The following is a 17,257-nucleotide window of genomic DNA, read 5'->3' as shown; positions in this document are numbered from 1 at the left end:
AAATCAGGCTTACCTAAATGGTAAGCCTTTTTTATAATCCAACCCTCTTGATGTCGATTAAATCCTCCTTCGGAATACTTACGCTTTTCTTCCTGGGAGTTACAGATTGGATGAACAATACTTCTCCCTTCATTTCGATAAAAAATCCCTTATATGATCTTCCCACCGTAATGAATTCGTATTTCACCTTAGCTACAGATGCGGGAACAAACTTTAAGTGTTTGATTTTTTCCTCCAATGTATAATCATTGAAACTTCTCTTCCCTCGGACATCGGACTGGTCAGATTGAATGTTTTCTTTCTCTTCAACTTGGTGGTTTACTTTCACTTCAGATGACTCCTTATCCTCAAAAATCATTTCTTTAGTTACAAGGACATCACCCTGTTCTTGCAGAATCTCAGATGTATCGGGTTCACTTTTAATCGTATAATTTTTTTGCATATCAGCTTGGGGCAGATCAATAACAGGCTGATTGATGTAAAACAAAGGAGATTGCTTACGACTTCGCTTTCTTCCCATTTATGGCACCTCCAAAACTTCGCTCACCCTATATGTATGCGGCCGCCCAGGATAGGTGCCGGAATCATGAATGAATTTGCTTGAAAGGAGTCATAAATGCTGAAAATAAATAAGGCCCGCTCAGGCGGCGGGCCATGTGTTTCTATAAGATATGGAATCCTGAATCAACGTGGATGTTTTCGCCAGTGATCCCGCGTGACATGTCGCTGAAAAGGAATACTGCCGTATCGCCGACTTCTTCCGGAGTAGTATTTCGTTGAAGCGGAGCTTTCTCTTCAATCTCCTTCAAAATCGAGTTAAAATCACTTACCCCTTTAGCAGATAGTGTGCGGATTGGACCGGCTGAAATCGAGTTTACACGAATATTGTGCTTTCCTAAATCCGCAGCAAGATAGCGGACACTTGCATCAAGTGATGCTTTTGCCACTCCCATGACATTGTAATTCGGGATCGCACGCTCGCCGCCAAGATAAGTCAAAGTCACGATGCTTCCACCTTCCGCCATCAGTTCTTTTGCTTCCTTGGCAACAGCTGTCAGGGAGTAGGCGCTGATATTATGGGCCAGCAGGAAACCATCGCGTGTAACATTCATATAGTCTCCCTGCAGCTCTTCCTTGTTAGCGAATGCGATACAGTGGGCAACACCGGAAATCGAACCTGCTGCTTCCTTGATTTCTTTGAAGCATTTAGCGACATCTTCGTCACTTGTAACGTCGCAAGGTAAAACTAAATAATTTTGATCGAGTGATTCCGCAAGTTCCCTGACACTATTCTCCAGACGCTCACCGGCATAAGTGAAAATCAAATTCGCCCCGGAATTGTGGAGAGATTGAGCAATACCCCAGGCGATGCTCCTTTTATTGGCTACACCCATTACTACGTATGTTTTTCCGTTCAATGAAAGAGTCATTTTAAAATATCCCCCTGTTAATACAAGTTATTAGTACCTAGTGCTAATTCTACACCATATTTTTTCATTTGAAAAGAAAAACCCGTCGGGAAGACGGGTTTACGTTCCAAATCAGCACCAAAAACAGAATTCGAGTTCTCTTTTCAGCTCATCGACATATTCTTTTGATCCTGTGACAATCAAACGGTCATTCAGTCTCAGCTCGGTATCTCCATGAGGCACGATTGATTCATTTTCACGCAGGATCCTGACAAAGATGACATCTCCTGTGAATGGGAAACGTCTGAGAGTCATACCGTCAAAATGATCATTGAGCATTCTGATTTCATGCAGGGAATTTTCCTGATGTGTCAAGATGGTCATGACACCTGGTGATTCAATCATCGCACGCAGCAGCGACTCAGTTGAACGAAGAACAGAGAATACTTCAATTCCCTCTTCCTGGGCTTGCTCAGCAAGGTCTGGACTTTCAATCCTCGCGATGACCCTTTCAACTCCACGTTCCTTTGCGCTGACCGCGATGGTCGCATTTAGGTCGGGATCCCCTGTAGATATAACAATGATATTCGCATCATACACTTCAACCTTATCGAGTGTATCAATATCATAATTGTCAATTTCAATGATTTCAAAAACAGTGTCCGCCAGTTTTTCCGCCTTATCCTGTTTTGTATGAAAAATGACTGGTTCGTAAAGAGAAGATTGAAGCGCTCTTGATACCGGAAGTGTCATCTGGTTGGCGCCAATAAACGCCACCTTTACTTTAACTTCCTCTGCTTTTTCTTCAGGGAACAATTTTTTAAATAAAATTGGTGTCAAAACACTGGAGATGACTGCCACCAGAATCAGTGTTCCACTCATCTGCGGTGAAATCATTTCCATTCTTTCACCAATCGTTGCTGCAGCGATGACGAGTGACAATGTGGAGGTCAACAGGAAGCCAGCAGCGAGAACCGTCTTTGTGTCGTACCATTTTTTCAAAAGATATACCGGGACCATTTTTGACAAAAACAAAGCCAAAAGTAATAGCGGTATCAATAATAAGAGCTTTTTTTCACTGAACAGTGACCATAAATCGAGTTCGACCCCCACCATCACGAAAAAGATGGGAATCAGGAAGCCATAGCCAAATGAATCAAGTTTATGGACCATTTCCTGGTCAGGTGCCAGCAGGGAAACAAGGACACCTGCAAGGAATGCCCCCAGGATATTTTCCGCGCCGACTGTTTCTGAGATGGCAACCAATAAAATAATCAAGGCAAAAACCGCACGGGTGCCAATTTGTGTGGTACCAGTGGACAATGCATTGATGAACGTCCTATTTTTGAAGGATCTGCCGATGAAATAAAGTGCTACACCAGCAGCAAAAAGCACGAGCAGCAGCCATGTGTTGCCACCGCCAGTATCATAAAGGGATACAAAGACAGCAAGCAGGATCATGGTGGCAAGGTCTGCAATGACAGCTACCAATAAAATGATCTGCCCAATATTTGTTTTCATTAAATGTGCGTCCTTAAGAGTAGGAACTACCACTCCAAGAGAGATTGTCGAGATGATCAAGGTCATCAAAAATACATTCTCAATAAACCCTGCAAGCACGAATAAATACGACAATCCAAGAGAGGCAATGAATATCCCGACAAATATGACAGAAGCCACGACAAACGTATTTGGTTCTTTTTTGCTGTTGGGTTTTGCCCTGCCTTTATTTTTCCCGCCAGAGAATGCAGTGAAGTCAATCTCCAACCCACTCAAGAACATCAGGAATAAAAATCCCAAGGTGGACAATGTGCTGAGCCATGCATCCTCATGGACAATGTTGAAGCCACTTTTACCGATAATCAAACCCATGATGATTTCAGCAACAACTACAGGTATGAAACTCAATTTTAAGCGGTGTAATATAATAGGTGTTAAAAATGCAACAATAATGACGATCACAAGTGATGTAATCGAAGCATGCTGTTCCATCCGCTCCCTCCTTTTATATAAGAATTAACAGTAATTAATGCTGTTTTGCCTTGCAAAAGATATTATTAGATAAGATAACTCATAAAAGCAGTAGCAATCCCAAAATAAATCAAAATACTGATAATATCATTGATCGTTGTGATAAATGGACCTGATGCTACCGCAGGGTCAATTTTCAATCTGTGCATAAGCAGCGGAACAAGCGACCCGGCCATTGTGGCGATGATTAATGTTATAAAGATCGATATACCGACTAAAATCCCAAGAAAAAATTCACCTTTCCAAAAGTAAACAACAAATGCAACCAGGATCCCGCATACCGCTCCGGTAATCAATCCTGTACCAGCTTCCCTCAGAATAATGCTCCATTTACTTTCTTTTTCAAGATCTCCAGTGGCAATTCCCCTGACAGCCACAGCAAGGGCCTGGGTACCAGTGTTGCCAGCCATTCCGGCAATCAAAGGAATGAATACAGCCAAAATTGCAACCTTATCCAATGTAGCCTCAAATCTTCCAATCAGGCTTGCTGTGAACATCCCTAAAAAGAGTAAAATGATCAGCCATGGCAGGCGTTTCTTGGCGGCTGTAAATGGATTTCGGTCGACTGTGTCGAGGTCTGCAATACCTGCCAGCTTGGAGTAGTCATCCGATGCCTCTTCTTCCATTACATCAATGATGTCATCGACCGTTATGATTCCAAGGAGATGGTTTTGGAAATCCACGACAGGAAGAGCGAGGAAGTTATAATCCCGCATCATCCGCGCTACTTCTTCCTGGTCCTCTCCTACCGAAACCGAGACCACCCGTTCATTCATCACTTCACCGATCATCGTCTCGTCATCCGCCACGATCAAGTCTCTCAAGGAAATGACTCCAGCAAGTCTCTTCTCCTCATCGACAACAAAAATATAGTAAATCGTTTCAGCCCTGGGTGCTTCTTTTTTCAGGATATACATGGCCGACCTGACCGTCTGGTTGGCAGAAATCGCAATGAATTCTGTCGTCATGATACTTCCTGCTGTGTATTCTTCGTAATGCAGCAAATCCTTGATTTCCTGCGCAGCTTCCTCATCCATGATTGTCAAATAACTGGCAACCTGATCTTTGTCAAGCTCATTCAGGACATCCACCGCGTCATCGGCATACATATTTGACAGCATGTCGGCCGCGTAGTTAGGATTCATCTGCGCCAAGACATCCTTGAAATCCTCTTCATCCGCTTCCAGGTTCTCGAACAGATCAGCCATCTCTTCAGGTGAGAGGAAATTATAAACTTTAGCTCGATCTTCGTCATCTAGTTCACTGAAAAATTCAGCCTGGTCGTACGGATGCAAATCTAAAAATTCCGCACGGAAATCATCAATTTTCTCAGAGTAAAGTGCTTCCAACAGCAGTTCAGAATTGATTTGCTGCCTGGATGCTGATTCTTGACGTTCTTCAGACATACACCTTACCCCCTTTCCTTTATGTACATTTCATTATACTAGCATTTAATGAAATCTTTGTCTTTTATCTTCTCTTTTTCCCATGAAATTAGATGGTAATATAAGTTTTGTAACCGTAAGTTTTCAAGGCTCGCCTTTTCAATAATATTCCCTTTTTTAATTTAAACTTTTCTTTTTTTCACGAGCGGGAATGATAATCGATAAAAAGGAGGATGGCTCCATGAAACTAGATATTATTGGCGATATCCACGGCTGTTTTGCCGAATTTGAAGAGATCACCAAAATTCTTGGATATGACTGGGATTCTGGCATTCCGATCCACCCGGAGCACCGGAAGCTTGCTTTTGTCGGAGATCTGACAGACCGGGGACCAGAGTCACTGAAAACTGCAGAGCTAGTTTGGGAACTTGCCGTGAAAAAAAAGGCTGCTTATTATGTTCCTGGAAACCACTGCAATAAGCTGTATCGATATCTATTGGGCAATAAAGTACAGACAGCCCATGGGCTTGAGACAACTGTTGCAGAATTTCTGTCACTGGATGCGAAACAGAAAAATTCTTTCCGTGAGAAATTCCTTAAATTATATGATTCAGCGCCTTTGTACCATGTACTCGATGAGGGGCGTCTTGTCATAGCCCATGCAGGAATCCGTGAAGAGTACATAGGAAAAAGCAATTCAAAAGTTAAAACCTTTGTTCTTTATGGTGATATCACCGGCAAAAACAATCCAGACGGGACTCCCGTGCGCCGTGATTGGGCGAAGAATTATCAAGGAAGTGCGGTCATCGTTTATGGCCATACACCGGTGAAGGAACCAAGAATCCTGAATAATACCTATAATATAGATACGGGAGCTGTTTTTGGCGGTAAACTGTCAGCTCTTCGTTATCCTGAAATGGAATTAATATCTGTTCCCTCAACCATGCCTTTTGTTCCCGAAAAGTTCAGGGAGATATAATAAATACCCATACAATGAACAAGCTAACCACTTGAATTAGTGGTTAGCTTTGTCCGTTTATTTGCCAATAAACATTTGTGTCCAATAGTTTCCTTGTGATGTATGGCCAACACCAATATGTGTGAAATTCGGACTTAAAATATTTTTTCGATGGCCTTCGCTGTTCATCCATGCATTGACGACTTCTTCAGGACTCGGCTGTCCCATCGCAATGTTCTCCCCAGCTGAATTATATGAAACCCCGAAGTCCCTCATCATATCGAAAGGTGAACCATAAGTAGGGCTTGTATGCGAAAAATAATTCTTCGCCTGCATATCATTTGATTTTTCCTGTGCAACATTACTTAAGGCTGTATCAGGCTGCAGGTTTGACAGGCCATTTTTACGGCGCTGTTCATTTGTCAGGTCAATGACTTTTGATTCAAAATCACTGATCTCCGTTCCACTTGGCGCTGCTTTTTGCTCTGGAGCTGGTGCAGCTTCCTGTTCCGGTGCCTGTCTTTCTTGTGGAGCTGGAGCTGGCGCTGCTCCTTGCTCAGGAACAGGTGCTTGTCTTTCTTGAGGTGCAGGTGCAGCTTCTTGTTCAGTTGCCTGTCTTTCTTGTGGAGCTGGAGCTACCTGATCAGGTGCGGGTGCTTCTTGCTGTGGAGCAGGAGCAGCCCCCTCTGTTGGTGCAGGAATCCCTCCCCTTTGGAAATCAGGAAGTTCAACGTCAATGCCTCGCTGCAAATCTTCACGCATATTATTAAGATCTGCTTGTTGGCCTTCTGTTAATGTCAATCCGCCTTCCGTCATTTCGGTATGAGGATATTTTGAACTTGGAATCTCAGTACTGTAAGAGTTAGGGTCAACTGTAATATACCCATCAGGCATTTGCATGATTTCACTTGTTGCATTCATGCCATTCTGATTAATCTTAGGGCCAGTCTTATTTCCTTTAGCAGCATTTATTTCAGCTCTTCGTCTTTGCTGCTTTATTCTGTTGGCATCATTATCCCAATAACCAGCCTGGTCTTTCCCCAGGGTGGTCACCCTGTTATCACGCAAATCCATCGCTTCATCATTGTTGGTATTGCATGCTGCAAGACCTAATAACATGACAGCAGAAACTGCTATTACTTTTCCGTTTTTATAGATGTTCAAGTGCTGCTTCCTCCTTCATATTTCATTTATTACTTCTTTATCGTTTGATTTTTCGAGTGGATTTATCTGATGAAATATTTGAGAGAAATGTAAAAAAGGCAAATCGCTTTTATAACGATTTGCCTTCTTTCAGCACTTCCTGCATATCCTTTGGGAGACTTGCGGTAAAATGCATTTCCTTATGTAAAAAAGGGTGGGTGAAAAGAAGTTCCCGGCAATGCAATGCCTGTCTTGCTATTTTATTTTTATTGCCCCCATATAAAGTATCACCAAGCAGCGGATGGCCAATAAAGCTCATGTGTACCCGGATTTGATGGGTCCTGCCGGTCTTCAGCCTGAGGTGTATATGAGTGAAGACACCATACCGTTGAGCAACCTTAAACAGAGTACATGCGTATTGTCCATTTGAATGGACTTCCCGCTCGATGATGCTGTCAGGTTTCCTCGCAATCGGAGCTTCAATGGTTCCCTCATCCTGCTCGATGATTCCTTCAGCTAATGCCTCATAGCTCCGGCTTACACCGCCAGAACGCTGCTGCTTACTGAGCAAATGATGAACATGACTATGTTTCGCAATCAGCACCAGCCCTGACGTATCCCTGTCAAGCCTGGTAACGATATGGGTAGTAGCAGATATTCCGTTTTCTTCATAATATCCGATCAGCCCGCTGGCAAGACTGCCATACGGATGCTCCCTGGAAGGTATCGTGTTCATGCCTGAAGGCTTATTCACCACCAGTAAGTAATCATCCTCATAAATAATGGAAAGAGGGAACTTTTCTCCCTTCATTCCCTCAGAAGGAATTTCAGGAGGGAATTCAATTCTGACTCGATCATCAGGCTTTAAGATGTACCTGACATTCACTTCCTGACCATTCACGGAAATAAATCCGCCCTTGAACTTAATATCAGTAAGAGCCGATTTAGAGATTTCCATCTGTTTGAGAAATTCCCTCAGCATCTTTCCCTCGTCAGAAATCCCGGCAGTAAATTCCATTGTGAAGTTTTTCGCCATATCAGCGGCTCCTGTCTTCGTTGTTTCGATTATTACGTGTCCATTGTCCATTAATTCGGTTTCTTAGACATTTGGGACTTCCATATGCATTGAAATGTCCATTAAAACCAGTTTCTTAGACATTTTGGACTTCCACGTGCTCTGAAATCTCCATTCAAACCAGTTTCTTAGACATTTTGGACTTATACAGACATTGAAATGTCCATTAAAGCTGGTTTCTTAGACATTTTGAACTTCTATATGCATGGAAATGTCCATTAAAACCGATTTATTAGACATTTTGGACTTTCACGTGCTCTGAAATGTCCATTAAAGCCGGTTTCCTAGATATTTTGGACTTCCATGATCGTTGAAGTGCCCCATTAAAAGGCTCTTCCTTTTCGGGAAGCCGAAATCACCCTTAATCACTATCAGAGATAAAGGAATCATGCACCCTTTTCCAGAATGGGAAGGGACGGAATCGCGCGAAACGGATTTTTTCATCCGCAACCCGGAATTGGATCGATTTCACATCTTTATGCAATAAGGTCAAATGGTCCACTGTCACTTGGAAATCAGGCCTGTTGACAGGTTTCAAAGTACAAGTATGGTGGTCAGGCAGGATCAGCGGAGATCCCACTGTCCTGAACACCCGGTTATTGATGGATGCCATTTCTGCTACCTGGATCGCTCTCAGGGATGGATGAAGGATTGCCCCGCCCAGTGCTTTATTATAAGCTGTGCTTCCGGATGGCGTGGATACGCATAAACCATCTCCGCGGAAGCGTTCAAAATGCTGGCCCCTGATTTCAACATCCATGACCAGTGTACCTTCAACTGATTTTACGGTGGATTCATTCAGGGCAAGATACCTGGTTTCCCTGCCTCCGTGCTGGTACCTGATAATGACTTCAAGCAGCGGATACTCAATCACCTGGTACGGTGTTTTTGCCACGGCAATGACAAGTTTTTCGATTTCTTCAGGAACCCAGTCTGCATAAAAGCCTAGGTGTCCTGTATGTACTCCAATGAATGCTGTTTTATCCAGCCTGCTGCTGTAACGATGGAAGGCATACAAAAGCGTGCCATCCCCTCCGACAGAGATACAGATGTCCGGCTGGTCTTCATCATATTCTAGATCAAAGTCCAAAAGATACGTCCTCATTTTATGCATCAATGTATTGGACCGGGAGTCTCCCTTTGAAGTAATCGCGAATTTCATGTATCAAACACCCCTGCATATCGGATTTATACTATTTCTTCCCATCCTGCTGCATTTCTTTTTTCCGTGTAAAAAATGCTTGTGCATCCTGGATTTCTCCCCTGATTGTCGACATCTCTTCATCCAAGCGAAACGCAGCCTCTGCAGCCCGCTTCAGCCTGATTTTAATATCTTCAGGGAAAAGCCCCTTGTACTTATAGTTCAATGAATGCTCCACCGTTGCCCAGAAATTCATTGCCAGCGTCCTGATTTGGATTTCAGCAAGAATCTTTCTTTCTCCCCTGATCGTCTGGACGGGATAACGGATGACCACATGGTAAGAGCGGTAACCGCTTGCTTTTTTATGCGAGATATAATCCCTTTCCTCGATAATTTCAAAATCATTCCGGCTCCTTAACAGTTCAACGACTGTCTTGATGTCATCCACGAACTGGCACATGATTCTCAAGCCTGCGATATCCTGCATTTCGGAATCGAGTTTATCCAGTGAAATCCCTTTTTGATGGGCTTTGTCCAGTATGCTTGCAATTGGCTTTACCCTTCCCGTGACAAATTCAATCGGGGAATGGTCGGAATGAAGCTCATATTGGCTCCTGATTCCTTTAAGCTTTACCTTCAATTCTTCCACAGCGTGTTTATAAGGTTCTAAAAATTGATCCCAGTGTTTCACATCAGTCACCTCATCCGGTTCTTTTCACGAAAGCTTAAGCGGAGGGTGCGGCAAAAACCTGTTCCACTTTCGTGACCATTTCCTCTCCATAATTGCTGTTCCCTGTTATATTTTCAATCAAATATTCCATTTCACCACGGAAGCTTTCCAATTTAAGCTTGCCGCCGGCATTTGCAAGAAACACTTCCAGCCCGCCCTGGAGACCTTGCTGAATGGCATTCCAGGCAGCTTCAGGAATGGTGACATATTGATATCCATCTTCATTATCAACAATATAAATAAAGGATAATTGATCAGAATCCACAAGCATTTGCCCAGTAGCTGCAAGGCTTGTTATTTTTGTCTCCCTGTCTGTCAAGAGCAGGAGCTCATCATTTTCTACTTTTGCATTTGTAACGATAATCTTTTTGCTCATTTTTTCAACCTCCATAATCTTTTTTATTTTATCATATCGAACCATTTTCTACTAAAGATTGAAGCAAACAGGATTTCGCGAGATAATAAGGACAGCTTATTGGAAAGGACGGACGGACTTGAGCCAAAATATCGAGATCGAATTCAAGAACATGCTGACAGAGAAAGAATTCCACTATCTGTCAAATTACTTCAAACTGGAGCCTGATCAATTCAAAAAACAAATCAATCATTATTTTGATACACCTTCTTTTACCTTGAAAGATAAAGGATCAGCACTACGGATCAGGGAAAAAGGCAATGAGTTTGAACTGACTTTAAAACAGCCTGCAAAACAGGGATTGCTTGAAACGAATCAGATTCTGACTGAAGGACAGGCAAATGAAGCCTTAAAAACAGGAAAATCGCCTGATGGTGAAGTGAAGGACGCTGTATCCGATTTAATTTCCAATATGAATGAACTGCAATACTTTGGCTCGCTGACAACGGTACGCGCCGAGGTTGAGTATAAAGAAGGAATACTAGTTCTGGACCATAGTTACTATTTAAATACAGAAGATTTTGAGCTAGAATATGAAGTGACAGATGAGTCGGAAGGATTTCGAATTTTTTCCAATTTACTCGCTGAACTAAAAATACCTGTTCGACAAACCGATAATAAGATCAAACGCTTTTACGCTAAAAAATATAATCTTTTAAGAGAATAGACCAGGCAGGAGAATCATGATGAATGTTGATCAGTTAAAAGCCATGCTTGAATTGCAGGCGCTTCAAAATTTCAATCGGGCCCCGGGCCAATCAGGAAACGGCCTTTTTCAGGACATGCTTTCCGGCATTTTGAATGACCAGAGCAATGCCCTTGGCGCCACGGCAACAAAGCTGGAAGAGCTGTTCGAAAATGCTCAAGCTGCTGTGGGCTCATATGATATATCCAAGCAAAACATTGCCCAAATGCTCCCTCCTATTCAACTGACAAAGGTAGCGGCCAAGAATAATACGGATTTTGAGGGTATGATCGATCAGGCTGCTGCTATGTTCAATATACCGGCCAAGCTGATTAAATCAGTCATTCAAAAGGAATCCAATTTCAATCCTAACGCCGTAAGCCATGCCGGTGCATCCGGATTGATGCAACTGATGCCTACAACAGCAAAGGGCCTCGGAGTTAAAAATGTCTTTGATCCCGCAGATAATATTCTTGGAGGCGCTAAATACCTCCGGCAAATGCTTGATAGATATGACAATAATATTGAACTTGCACTTGCAGCATATAATGCAGGACCTGGGAATGTTGATAAATACGGCGGGATTCCCCCATTCAAGGAAACACAGAACTATGTACGGAAAGTGACCGATGTTTATTACAGTTAAAAGGATAATAATTCCTCTATTTTCGCCCGCCTGTCAGTGGTAACAGGCGGCCTTTTTGTGTAAATTAGTAAAGCAAACCGAAATTAATGAAATCAAAAGACAGTTTTCGCAGAACACAAGCCGATTTGTTTGAGATATAAATTTAGCATTGCTACAATAAATAGCATAACTATCAAAGCAGAATGAAATTTCTAAAATCTATTTTAAAGGAGTTATCAATATGGTTGAGAATAAGACCTTACCATTCGAAGCCATTGGCGAAGGGACACTTCACCGGCTGGTCGATGCTTTTTACCACCGCGTTGGAATGCATCCTGATCTTGCTCCTATATTCCCGGACGACTTAACAGAAACTGCCCGTAAACAAAAGCAGTTCCTGACTCAATATTTAGGCGGGCCGCCTTTATATACCAACGAACATGGCCATCCAATGCTTCGTGCCAGACATCTGCCTTTCGAAATTACGCCAGTCAGGGCGAAAGCCTGGCTCGCATGCATGGCAGAGGCCATGGATGAAGTGGGTCTCGATGGTTCTGTCAGGGAGGATTTTTACGCAAGGCTCTACCTTACCGCTCAGCATATGATCAATACACCAGATGATGAAACCGGTGAGAACTCATGAGACTCAGCCGCGAAAATCTTTTAAGCTATGACCCGTCAGAAAACTGCCAGAGTTTGGACAAGAAGCCTATAGAAATTTATATGTTCGTTGATCCGCTTTGTCCTGAATGCTGGGCATTAGAGCCAATCATAAAAAAGCTGCAGGTCGAATATGGCAAGTATTTTTCAATCAAACATGTATTGAGCGGCCGTCTTGCCACCCTGAACATGAACAGAAAAAAACGCTACGAAACGATTGCTGAGCTATGGGAAAAGACAGCAAGCAGAACAGGTATGTCCTGTGACGGCTCGCTTTGGTTCGAAAACCCTGTTTCGTCTCCTTATTTAGCTTCGATTGCTATTAAATCGGCAGAACTTCAGGGAAAAAAGAAAGGCATCCGCTTTCTGCGAAGACTTCAAGAAGTATTGTTTCTTGAAAAACAGAATGTCTCGAATTTTGAGGTGCTAAAAAATTGCGCCAGAAGTGTGGGGCTGGACGTTGAAGAATTCGTGACAGATATCCATTCAGAAACAGCTGCAAAGGCGTTCCAGTGTGATTTGAAAATCACCAATGAAATGGACGTCCAGGAAATTCCGACACTTGTCTTTTTCAATGCCAATGTCGAAGAAGAAGGCATCAAGATTACCGGACTTTATCCATATGAGGTATACGTCCAGATTCTTGAAGAAATGCTACAGCAAAAACCAGATGCAGCCCAGCCGCCAAGCCTGGAACAATTTTTGATGCAGTACAAAATGGTTGCTTCCAAGGAAGTGGCTGTAGTTTACGACATCACAGTGCCTCAGGCTGAGAAGGAATTAAAAAAACTGATGTTAAAGCAAATGGTTGAACAAATCCCTGCAAAATACGGGATGTTCTGGCGATATCTAGAAGGATGACCGTGCAGATGCCCGGTCATTTTTTTTTGCAGTTCGGTGCATGTTTTTTGGCATTGTTGTTGAAGTGGTCGAATTAATTCAAAATGTGGTCGAATAATTTTAAAATGTGGTCGAATTAGTTCAAAATGTGGTCGAATTAGTTCAAAATGTGGTCGAATAATTTTAAAATGTGGTCGAATTAGTTCAAAATGTGGTCGAATAATCTTAAAAGTGGTTGAATTAATCAAAAATGTTGGCAAATTGATTCAAAATGCGCAGAAATCAGATCAAAGTGGAGTCGCACCATTATAATAAACGCCAATACTACTTCACGCATTACTGAAATTGAAAGGATCTCGCCGGATTTAGCCTTCAATCAGCGTGAAACTGGCTATTTATATCATTGCATGCAGAAAAAGGCCTTGCAGCTCTCCAACTACAAGGCCTTTTTTCTATTTTATACGAACAAAGGGGATGGGAGAAATTTTTCACGGTCAAACAAAGGGGTAAATGTTTGTTTGTGATCAACTTCACGTCATAAATATACCATAGGCTTTAGCAGTATAACAATACACTTGTGTGTTATTTCACAATATTGTCAAATACCAATCATTAATATATGGACAGAAGCATATATATCATGTATAAAGCGATCCGGAGTGATGTACGTGGACAAAATAGGTCTCTTTCTTATAGCACTATTCATCCTTTTTTCATTTGTTCTCCATATCGGAGGGTTGATGCATCTTCTACCTTTATACCTGACCTCCCCCATTCTGTTCTTCTCCCTTTTTATTTTACTGATATATTTAAATAACCGAAAAAAGTTCAAAGGATTCTAATTGAAAAAACCGGCTGCAATGATGCAGCCGGTTTTTTGTACTAAGAAAGCAATGCTTCCATTTCGTTCAGCTTTTCTTCGAATACCTTCAAAGCTTCCTCAATTGGCTTCGAGCTTGTCATATCCACTCCTGCCTTTTTCAGGACTTCGATTGGATAGTCAGAGCTTCCTGATTTCAGGAATTCAATATATCGTTCGACAGCAGGCTGTCCTTCCTCAAGGATCTGTTTGCTCAGTGCTGTCGCTGCACTGAAGCCTGTCGCATACTGGTATACATAGTAATTGTAATAGAAATGCGGAATCCTAGACCACTCCAGTCCGATTTCCTCATCAATAATGATGTCTTCTTCACCGAAGTATTTTTTATTGAGCTCATAATAATCCTTTGTGAGAGAATCAGCTGTCAAAGCTTCGTTATTCTGTGCTTTCTGGTGAATCATATGTTCAAATTCAGCGAACATAGTCTGTCTGAACACAGTTCCCCTGAAGCCCTCGAGATAGTGATTCAGTAAATACAAGCGCTTCTGCTCATCATCAATCGTTTTCAGCATATAGTCATTCAAAAGCGCTTCATTGCATGTGGAAGCTACCTCTGCAACAAAAATTGAGTAGTTTCCATATGGATATGGCTGAGTTTTCCTAGTGTAGTAGCTGTGGACCGAATGTCCGAACTCATGTGCAAGCGTAAATAAATTATTCACATTATCCTGCCAGTTCATCAGGATGTATGGATTTGTGCCATATGCACCCGAAGAATAGGCACCGCTGCGCTTCCCTTTGTTCTCATACACATCTACCCAGCGATTTTCAAAACCCTCCTGAAGGACCTGATTATATTCCTGTCCAAGTGGCTCTAGGCCTTTAAGGACATAATCTTTAGCTTCTCCATAAGGGATTTCCATTTTCACGTTCTTCACCAATGGTGTGTAAAGGTCATACATATGAAGCTTATCGAGGCCCAGTACCTTCCTTCGAAGCTTTACGTATCTATGAAGCAGGTGCAGGTTATCATTCACTGTATTCACAAGGTTTTCATAGACACTTTCAGGGATATTATTCGCAGCAAGTGCAGCATGCCTCGCAGAATCATATTTACGGATTCTTGCATTGAAGTTATCCTTCTTGACATTGCCGCTCAATGTGCTTGAAAATGTATTTTTGAAGCTGCCATATGTTTTGTAAACCGCTTTGAAGGCATCCTCGCGTACCCTGCGATCTTCACTTTCAAGGAAACGGATGTAACGGCCATGGGTGATTTCCACATCTTCACCGTTCTCGTCCTTAATCGATGGGAATTCCAAATCCGCATTGTTCAGCATGCCAAAAGTATTTGACGGTGAACTCATTACCTCCCCTGCCTGTGCAAGCAGCGCTTCCTCTTCGGCTGAAAGGACATGCGGTCTCTGAAGATTGATTTCCTCCAAAGCATGCTCATAAAGCTTCAGCTCTTTCTTCTCCTGCAAAAAGTCTTTAATCTTTTCTTCTTCGACAGCCAGGATTTCCGGCACAATATAAGCCAGTGCACTTCCCGCCTGGGAATACAGATTCTTGATGCGGTCATCCAGTCCCTGATAAAAAGAATTTGTTGTATCCTGGTCATAGCGCATATGTGCATATGTATATAGTCTGCCAAGGCGCTCTAATAGCTTATCCTGCAATTGCAGTGCATCGTAAAGCTGATCCGCACTATCCCCAAGTTTCCCCTGATATTCCTGGACAGAAGGAAGTAAGCTCTTCACTTCATTGAATTCTTTTTCCCAGGCATCATCACTCGCGAAAATATCTTCAAGTCTCCACGTATTCTCGGTGGCAGCCTCATCTCTTGATGGCAATTTTTTTACTGCAGTTTCATCAGACATATGGATCCTCCTAACAAAATTTCGGAATTCGAAAAACTTTTCTACTATACATATTATTCGATAATCGGTTCTTATTTCCTTCAAAAAAAAGAAAGAGATGAAAAGTTTTTCGTTAACTTCCTTATTTTACTCTTTAATTTCTTTTTTCATGTTATTGGAAGACCGATTGCACTATTTTATTTTCAAACTCAGCATAAAATTTGGTTTCCGCCTTCAATTGACAGTCGACTGAAGATGGAAACTCAATCTCTTTTTGTACCTTCACTGTCCCCGAATCAATCTTTTCCAGGTACCCGATCTTTGTTAAAAGGAAAACGTATTCTGCTAAAGCATACCAGGCATCTCTATGCCCGGCAGCCGGCAGGGTCCTGAGTTTGATATCCCCTTTTTTGACTCTTTTAGCAAATGCAGCCCTTATTCGTGCATATCGGATGTATTCCCCTGATTTATGATGCCGAAAGATATCAAGATAGATGTATGTTTGCCACATCAATGACGGTGTTTCAATATAGGGGCTCGAGTGGACAGGCAGTCCGAGGACAGCGGGAAGAGTTAGAAGGCTGAGGCGATTACGGTATAATTCTTTTAGGAAACGATTTTGCCACGCTCCATGATTCATCAGATTACGGGATTTCAGCTTTTGATTTTCTGTTTGCCAAATTTTTAAAAAAGGATACTGTCTTGCTTTAGGACTGAGGAGATCCTCGATTGAAGATTGACTCAGACTCTTTACTTCTAGTATCGTGATTGCCTTTCTTGAGGAAATAGGAATAACACAATGAAGGTTGATGAGCTGGCCTGAGACTGGGCAAAAAGCAGGCAAATTCCAGGCATGTTTGGTTCTTCGCAGAAAGAGATAGAGGAAATGATTCATGGATACAACCATATGGGAAATGCGTTTGATCAGGTTCTCGGCTGCAATCCATAGAGGGATCACATCATGCTCCAGGTAGGTTCTTGTCCTTTTTTCGAAAATATCAGCATGAATGACTGAACATTGAAACTCAATTGCATATTTCTGACCTTTCCAATCAAATGCGATATCCGGTTTTTGTCTCATCTGCTGATCGAACTTTTCCAGCTCAGCATGAATTCCCTGTTTCTTCAGCCAATTATATAGTTTAAGCTTGCCAGAAAGGTGATACTCAGATTCTCGATCATACTCATATTGGCAGCTTCCGCTTGCAGTATGGGAGAAATGCCAGATTTTCTTATTGCCGAGCTTCATGATTACCTCTTCGCCACAATCAGGACAGTAAAACTTTTCCCGGGACCTGACCTTCTCCAATTCTTTCTTGGTCTCACCGTTCGCGAGTGAAAATACTTCCCCATTAAACTTATTTGCCACTAGCATTATTGAACCTCCTTTCTCCTAGTTCTATTCGGGAGTATAGGAGTGATCACCTCTTATAATTGAAACAATTAACAAAATGTTCACAGAAAAAAAACAGCCCGTAACA

Annotated in this window: 16 protein-coding genes; 5 read left to right on the top strand and 11 right to left on the bottom strand. The window is 42.3% G+C overall.

Going from position 1 to position 17,257, the window contains the following annotated elements; all coding sequences use genetic code 11:
* Positions 1–31: 31 nt before the first annotated feature.
* From M3593_RS07005 to mgtE, 4 genes are all read right to left on the bottom strand, one after another.
* The gene (locus M3593_RS07005) at positions 32–520 is read right to left on the bottom strand and encodes a CotO family spore coat protein (RefSeq protein ID WP_144474582.1); all 489 of its coding nucleotides are present in this window, start codon (positions 518–520) and stop codon (positions 32–34) included.
* Between the two features lie 142 nt (positions 521–662).
* Positions 663–1,430 carry an enoyl-ACP reductase FabI gene (gene fabI, locus M3593_RS07000; protein WP_144474581.1) on the bottom strand — a complete coding sequence of 256 codons (768 nt, stop codon included), beginning with the start codon at positions 1,428–1,430 and terminating at the stop codon, positions 663–665.
* A 111-nt stretch (positions 1,431–1,541) separates the two neighbouring features.
* A complete protein-coding gene (locus tag M3593_RS06995) occupies positions 1,542–3,401 on the bottom strand; it encodes a monovalent cation:proton antiporter family protein (RefSeq protein ID WP_251544085.1) in 1,860 nt (619 codons plus the stop codon).
* Between the two features lie 65 nt (positions 3,402–3,466).
* Positions 3,467–4,846 carry a magnesium transporter gene (mgtE, locus tag M3593_RS06990; protein WP_251544087.1) on the bottom strand — a complete coding sequence of 460 codons (1,380 nt, stop codon included), beginning with the start codon at positions 4,844–4,846 and terminating at the stop codon, positions 3,467–3,469.
* Between the two features lie 220 nt (positions 4,847–5,066).
* On the opposite strand from mgtE, the gene prpE reads away from it, so the two are divergent.
* Entirely contained in the window at positions 5,067–5,804 is a 738-nt protein-coding gene (gene prpE / locus M3593_RS06985; RefSeq protein ID WP_251544089.1) for a bis(5'-nucleosyl)-tetraphosphatase PrpE, read from the top strand.
* A 57-nt stretch (positions 5,805–5,861) separates the two neighbouring features.
* On the opposite strand, the gene M3593_RS24225 is transcribed toward prpE, so the two are convergent.
* From M3593_RS24225 to M3593_RS06960, 5 genes are all read right to left on the bottom strand, one after another.
* Positions 5,862–6,947, bottom strand: a complete 1,086-nt coding sequence (locus tag M3593_RS24225) for a CAP domain-containing protein (RefSeq protein WP_353056079.1) — start codon at positions 6,945–6,947, stop codon at positions 5,862–5,864.
* Positions 6,948–7,056: 109 nt separating this feature from the next.
* A complete protein-coding gene (locus tag M3593_RS06975) occupies positions 7,057–7,962 on the bottom strand; it encodes an RluA family pseudouridine synthase (RefSeq protein WP_144474577.1) in 906 nt (301 codons plus the stop codon).
* A gap of 400 nt (positions 7,963–8,362) precedes the next feature.
* Complete coding sequence (locus M3593_RS06970; protein WP_144474576.1) at positions 8,363–9,163, bottom strand: NAD kinase; 801 nt, start codon at positions 9,161–9,163, stop codon at positions 8,363–8,365.
* Positions 9,164–9,194: 31 nt separating this feature from the next.
* A complete protein-coding gene (yjbM, locus tag M3593_RS06965) occupies positions 9,195–9,833 on the bottom strand; it encodes a GTP diphosphokinase (protein ID WP_251544091.1) in 639 nt (212 codons plus the stop codon).
* A gap of 34 nt (positions 9,834–9,867) precedes the next feature.
* Complete coding sequence (locus M3593_RS06960; RefSeq protein WP_251544093.1) at positions 9,868–10,248, bottom strand: UPF0738 family protein; 381 nt, start codon at positions 10,246–10,248, stop codon at positions 9,868–9,870.
* 118 nt (positions 10,249–10,366) lie between these two features.
* On the opposite strand from M3593_RS06960, the gene M3593_RS06955 reads away from it, so the two are divergent.
* From M3593_RS06955 to M3593_RS06940, 4 genes are all read left to right on the top strand, one after another.
* Positions 10,367–10,954 carry a CYTH domain-containing protein gene (locus M3593_RS06955; RefSeq protein ID WP_251544095.1) on the top strand — a complete coding sequence of 196 codons (588 nt, stop codon included), beginning with the start codon at positions 10,367–10,369 and terminating at the stop codon, positions 10,952–10,954.
* 19 nt (positions 10,955–10,973) lie between these two features.
* The gene (locus tag M3593_RS06950; RefSeq protein ID WP_251544221.1) at positions 10,974–11,618 is read left to right on the top strand and encodes a lytic transglycosylase domain-containing protein; all 645 of its coding nucleotides are present in this window, start codon (positions 10,974–10,976) and stop codon (positions 11,616–11,618) included.
* Positions 11,619–11,838: 220 nt separating this feature from the next.
* Positions 11,839–12,240, top strand: a complete 402-nt coding sequence (locus M3593_RS06945; protein WP_251544097.1) for a globin domain-containing protein — start codon at positions 11,839–11,841, stop codon at positions 12,238–12,240.
* Entirely contained in the window at positions 12,237–13,118 is an 882-nt protein-coding gene (locus tag M3593_RS06940) for a ClpXP adapter SpxH family protein (protein WP_251544098.1), read from the top strand. Before M3593_RS06945 ends, M3593_RS06940 begins: the two co-directional genes overlap by 4 nt.
* 861 nt (positions 13,119–13,979) lie before the next feature.
* On the opposite strand, the gene pepF is transcribed toward M3593_RS06940, so the two are convergent.
* Both pepF and M3593_RS06930 read right to left on the bottom strand, forming a co-directional pair.
* On the bottom strand, positions 13,980–15,797 hold the full coding sequence (gene pepF, locus M3593_RS06935) for an oligoendopeptidase F (RefSeq protein ID WP_251544100.1): 1,818 nt from the start codon (positions 15,795–15,797) through the stop codon (positions 13,980–13,982).
* 151 nt (positions 15,798–15,948) lie between these two features.
* On the bottom strand, positions 15,949–17,151 hold the full coding sequence (locus M3593_RS06930) for a competence protein CoiA (protein ID WP_251544102.1): 1,203 nt from the start codon (positions 17,149–17,151) through the stop codon (positions 15,949–15,951).
* Positions 17,152–17,257 lie beyond the last annotated feature (106 nt).

Origin of the sequence: Mesobacillus sp. MER 48 (assembly GCF_023714225.1) — a bacterium.
Taxonomy (GTDB): Bacteria; Bacillota; Bacilli; order Bacillales; family Cytobacillaceae; genus Mesobacillus; species Mesobacillus oceanisediminis_A.
Note: the sequence above shows the minus strand (reverse complement) of the source record. Positions and strands in the feature narration are given on the sequence as shown.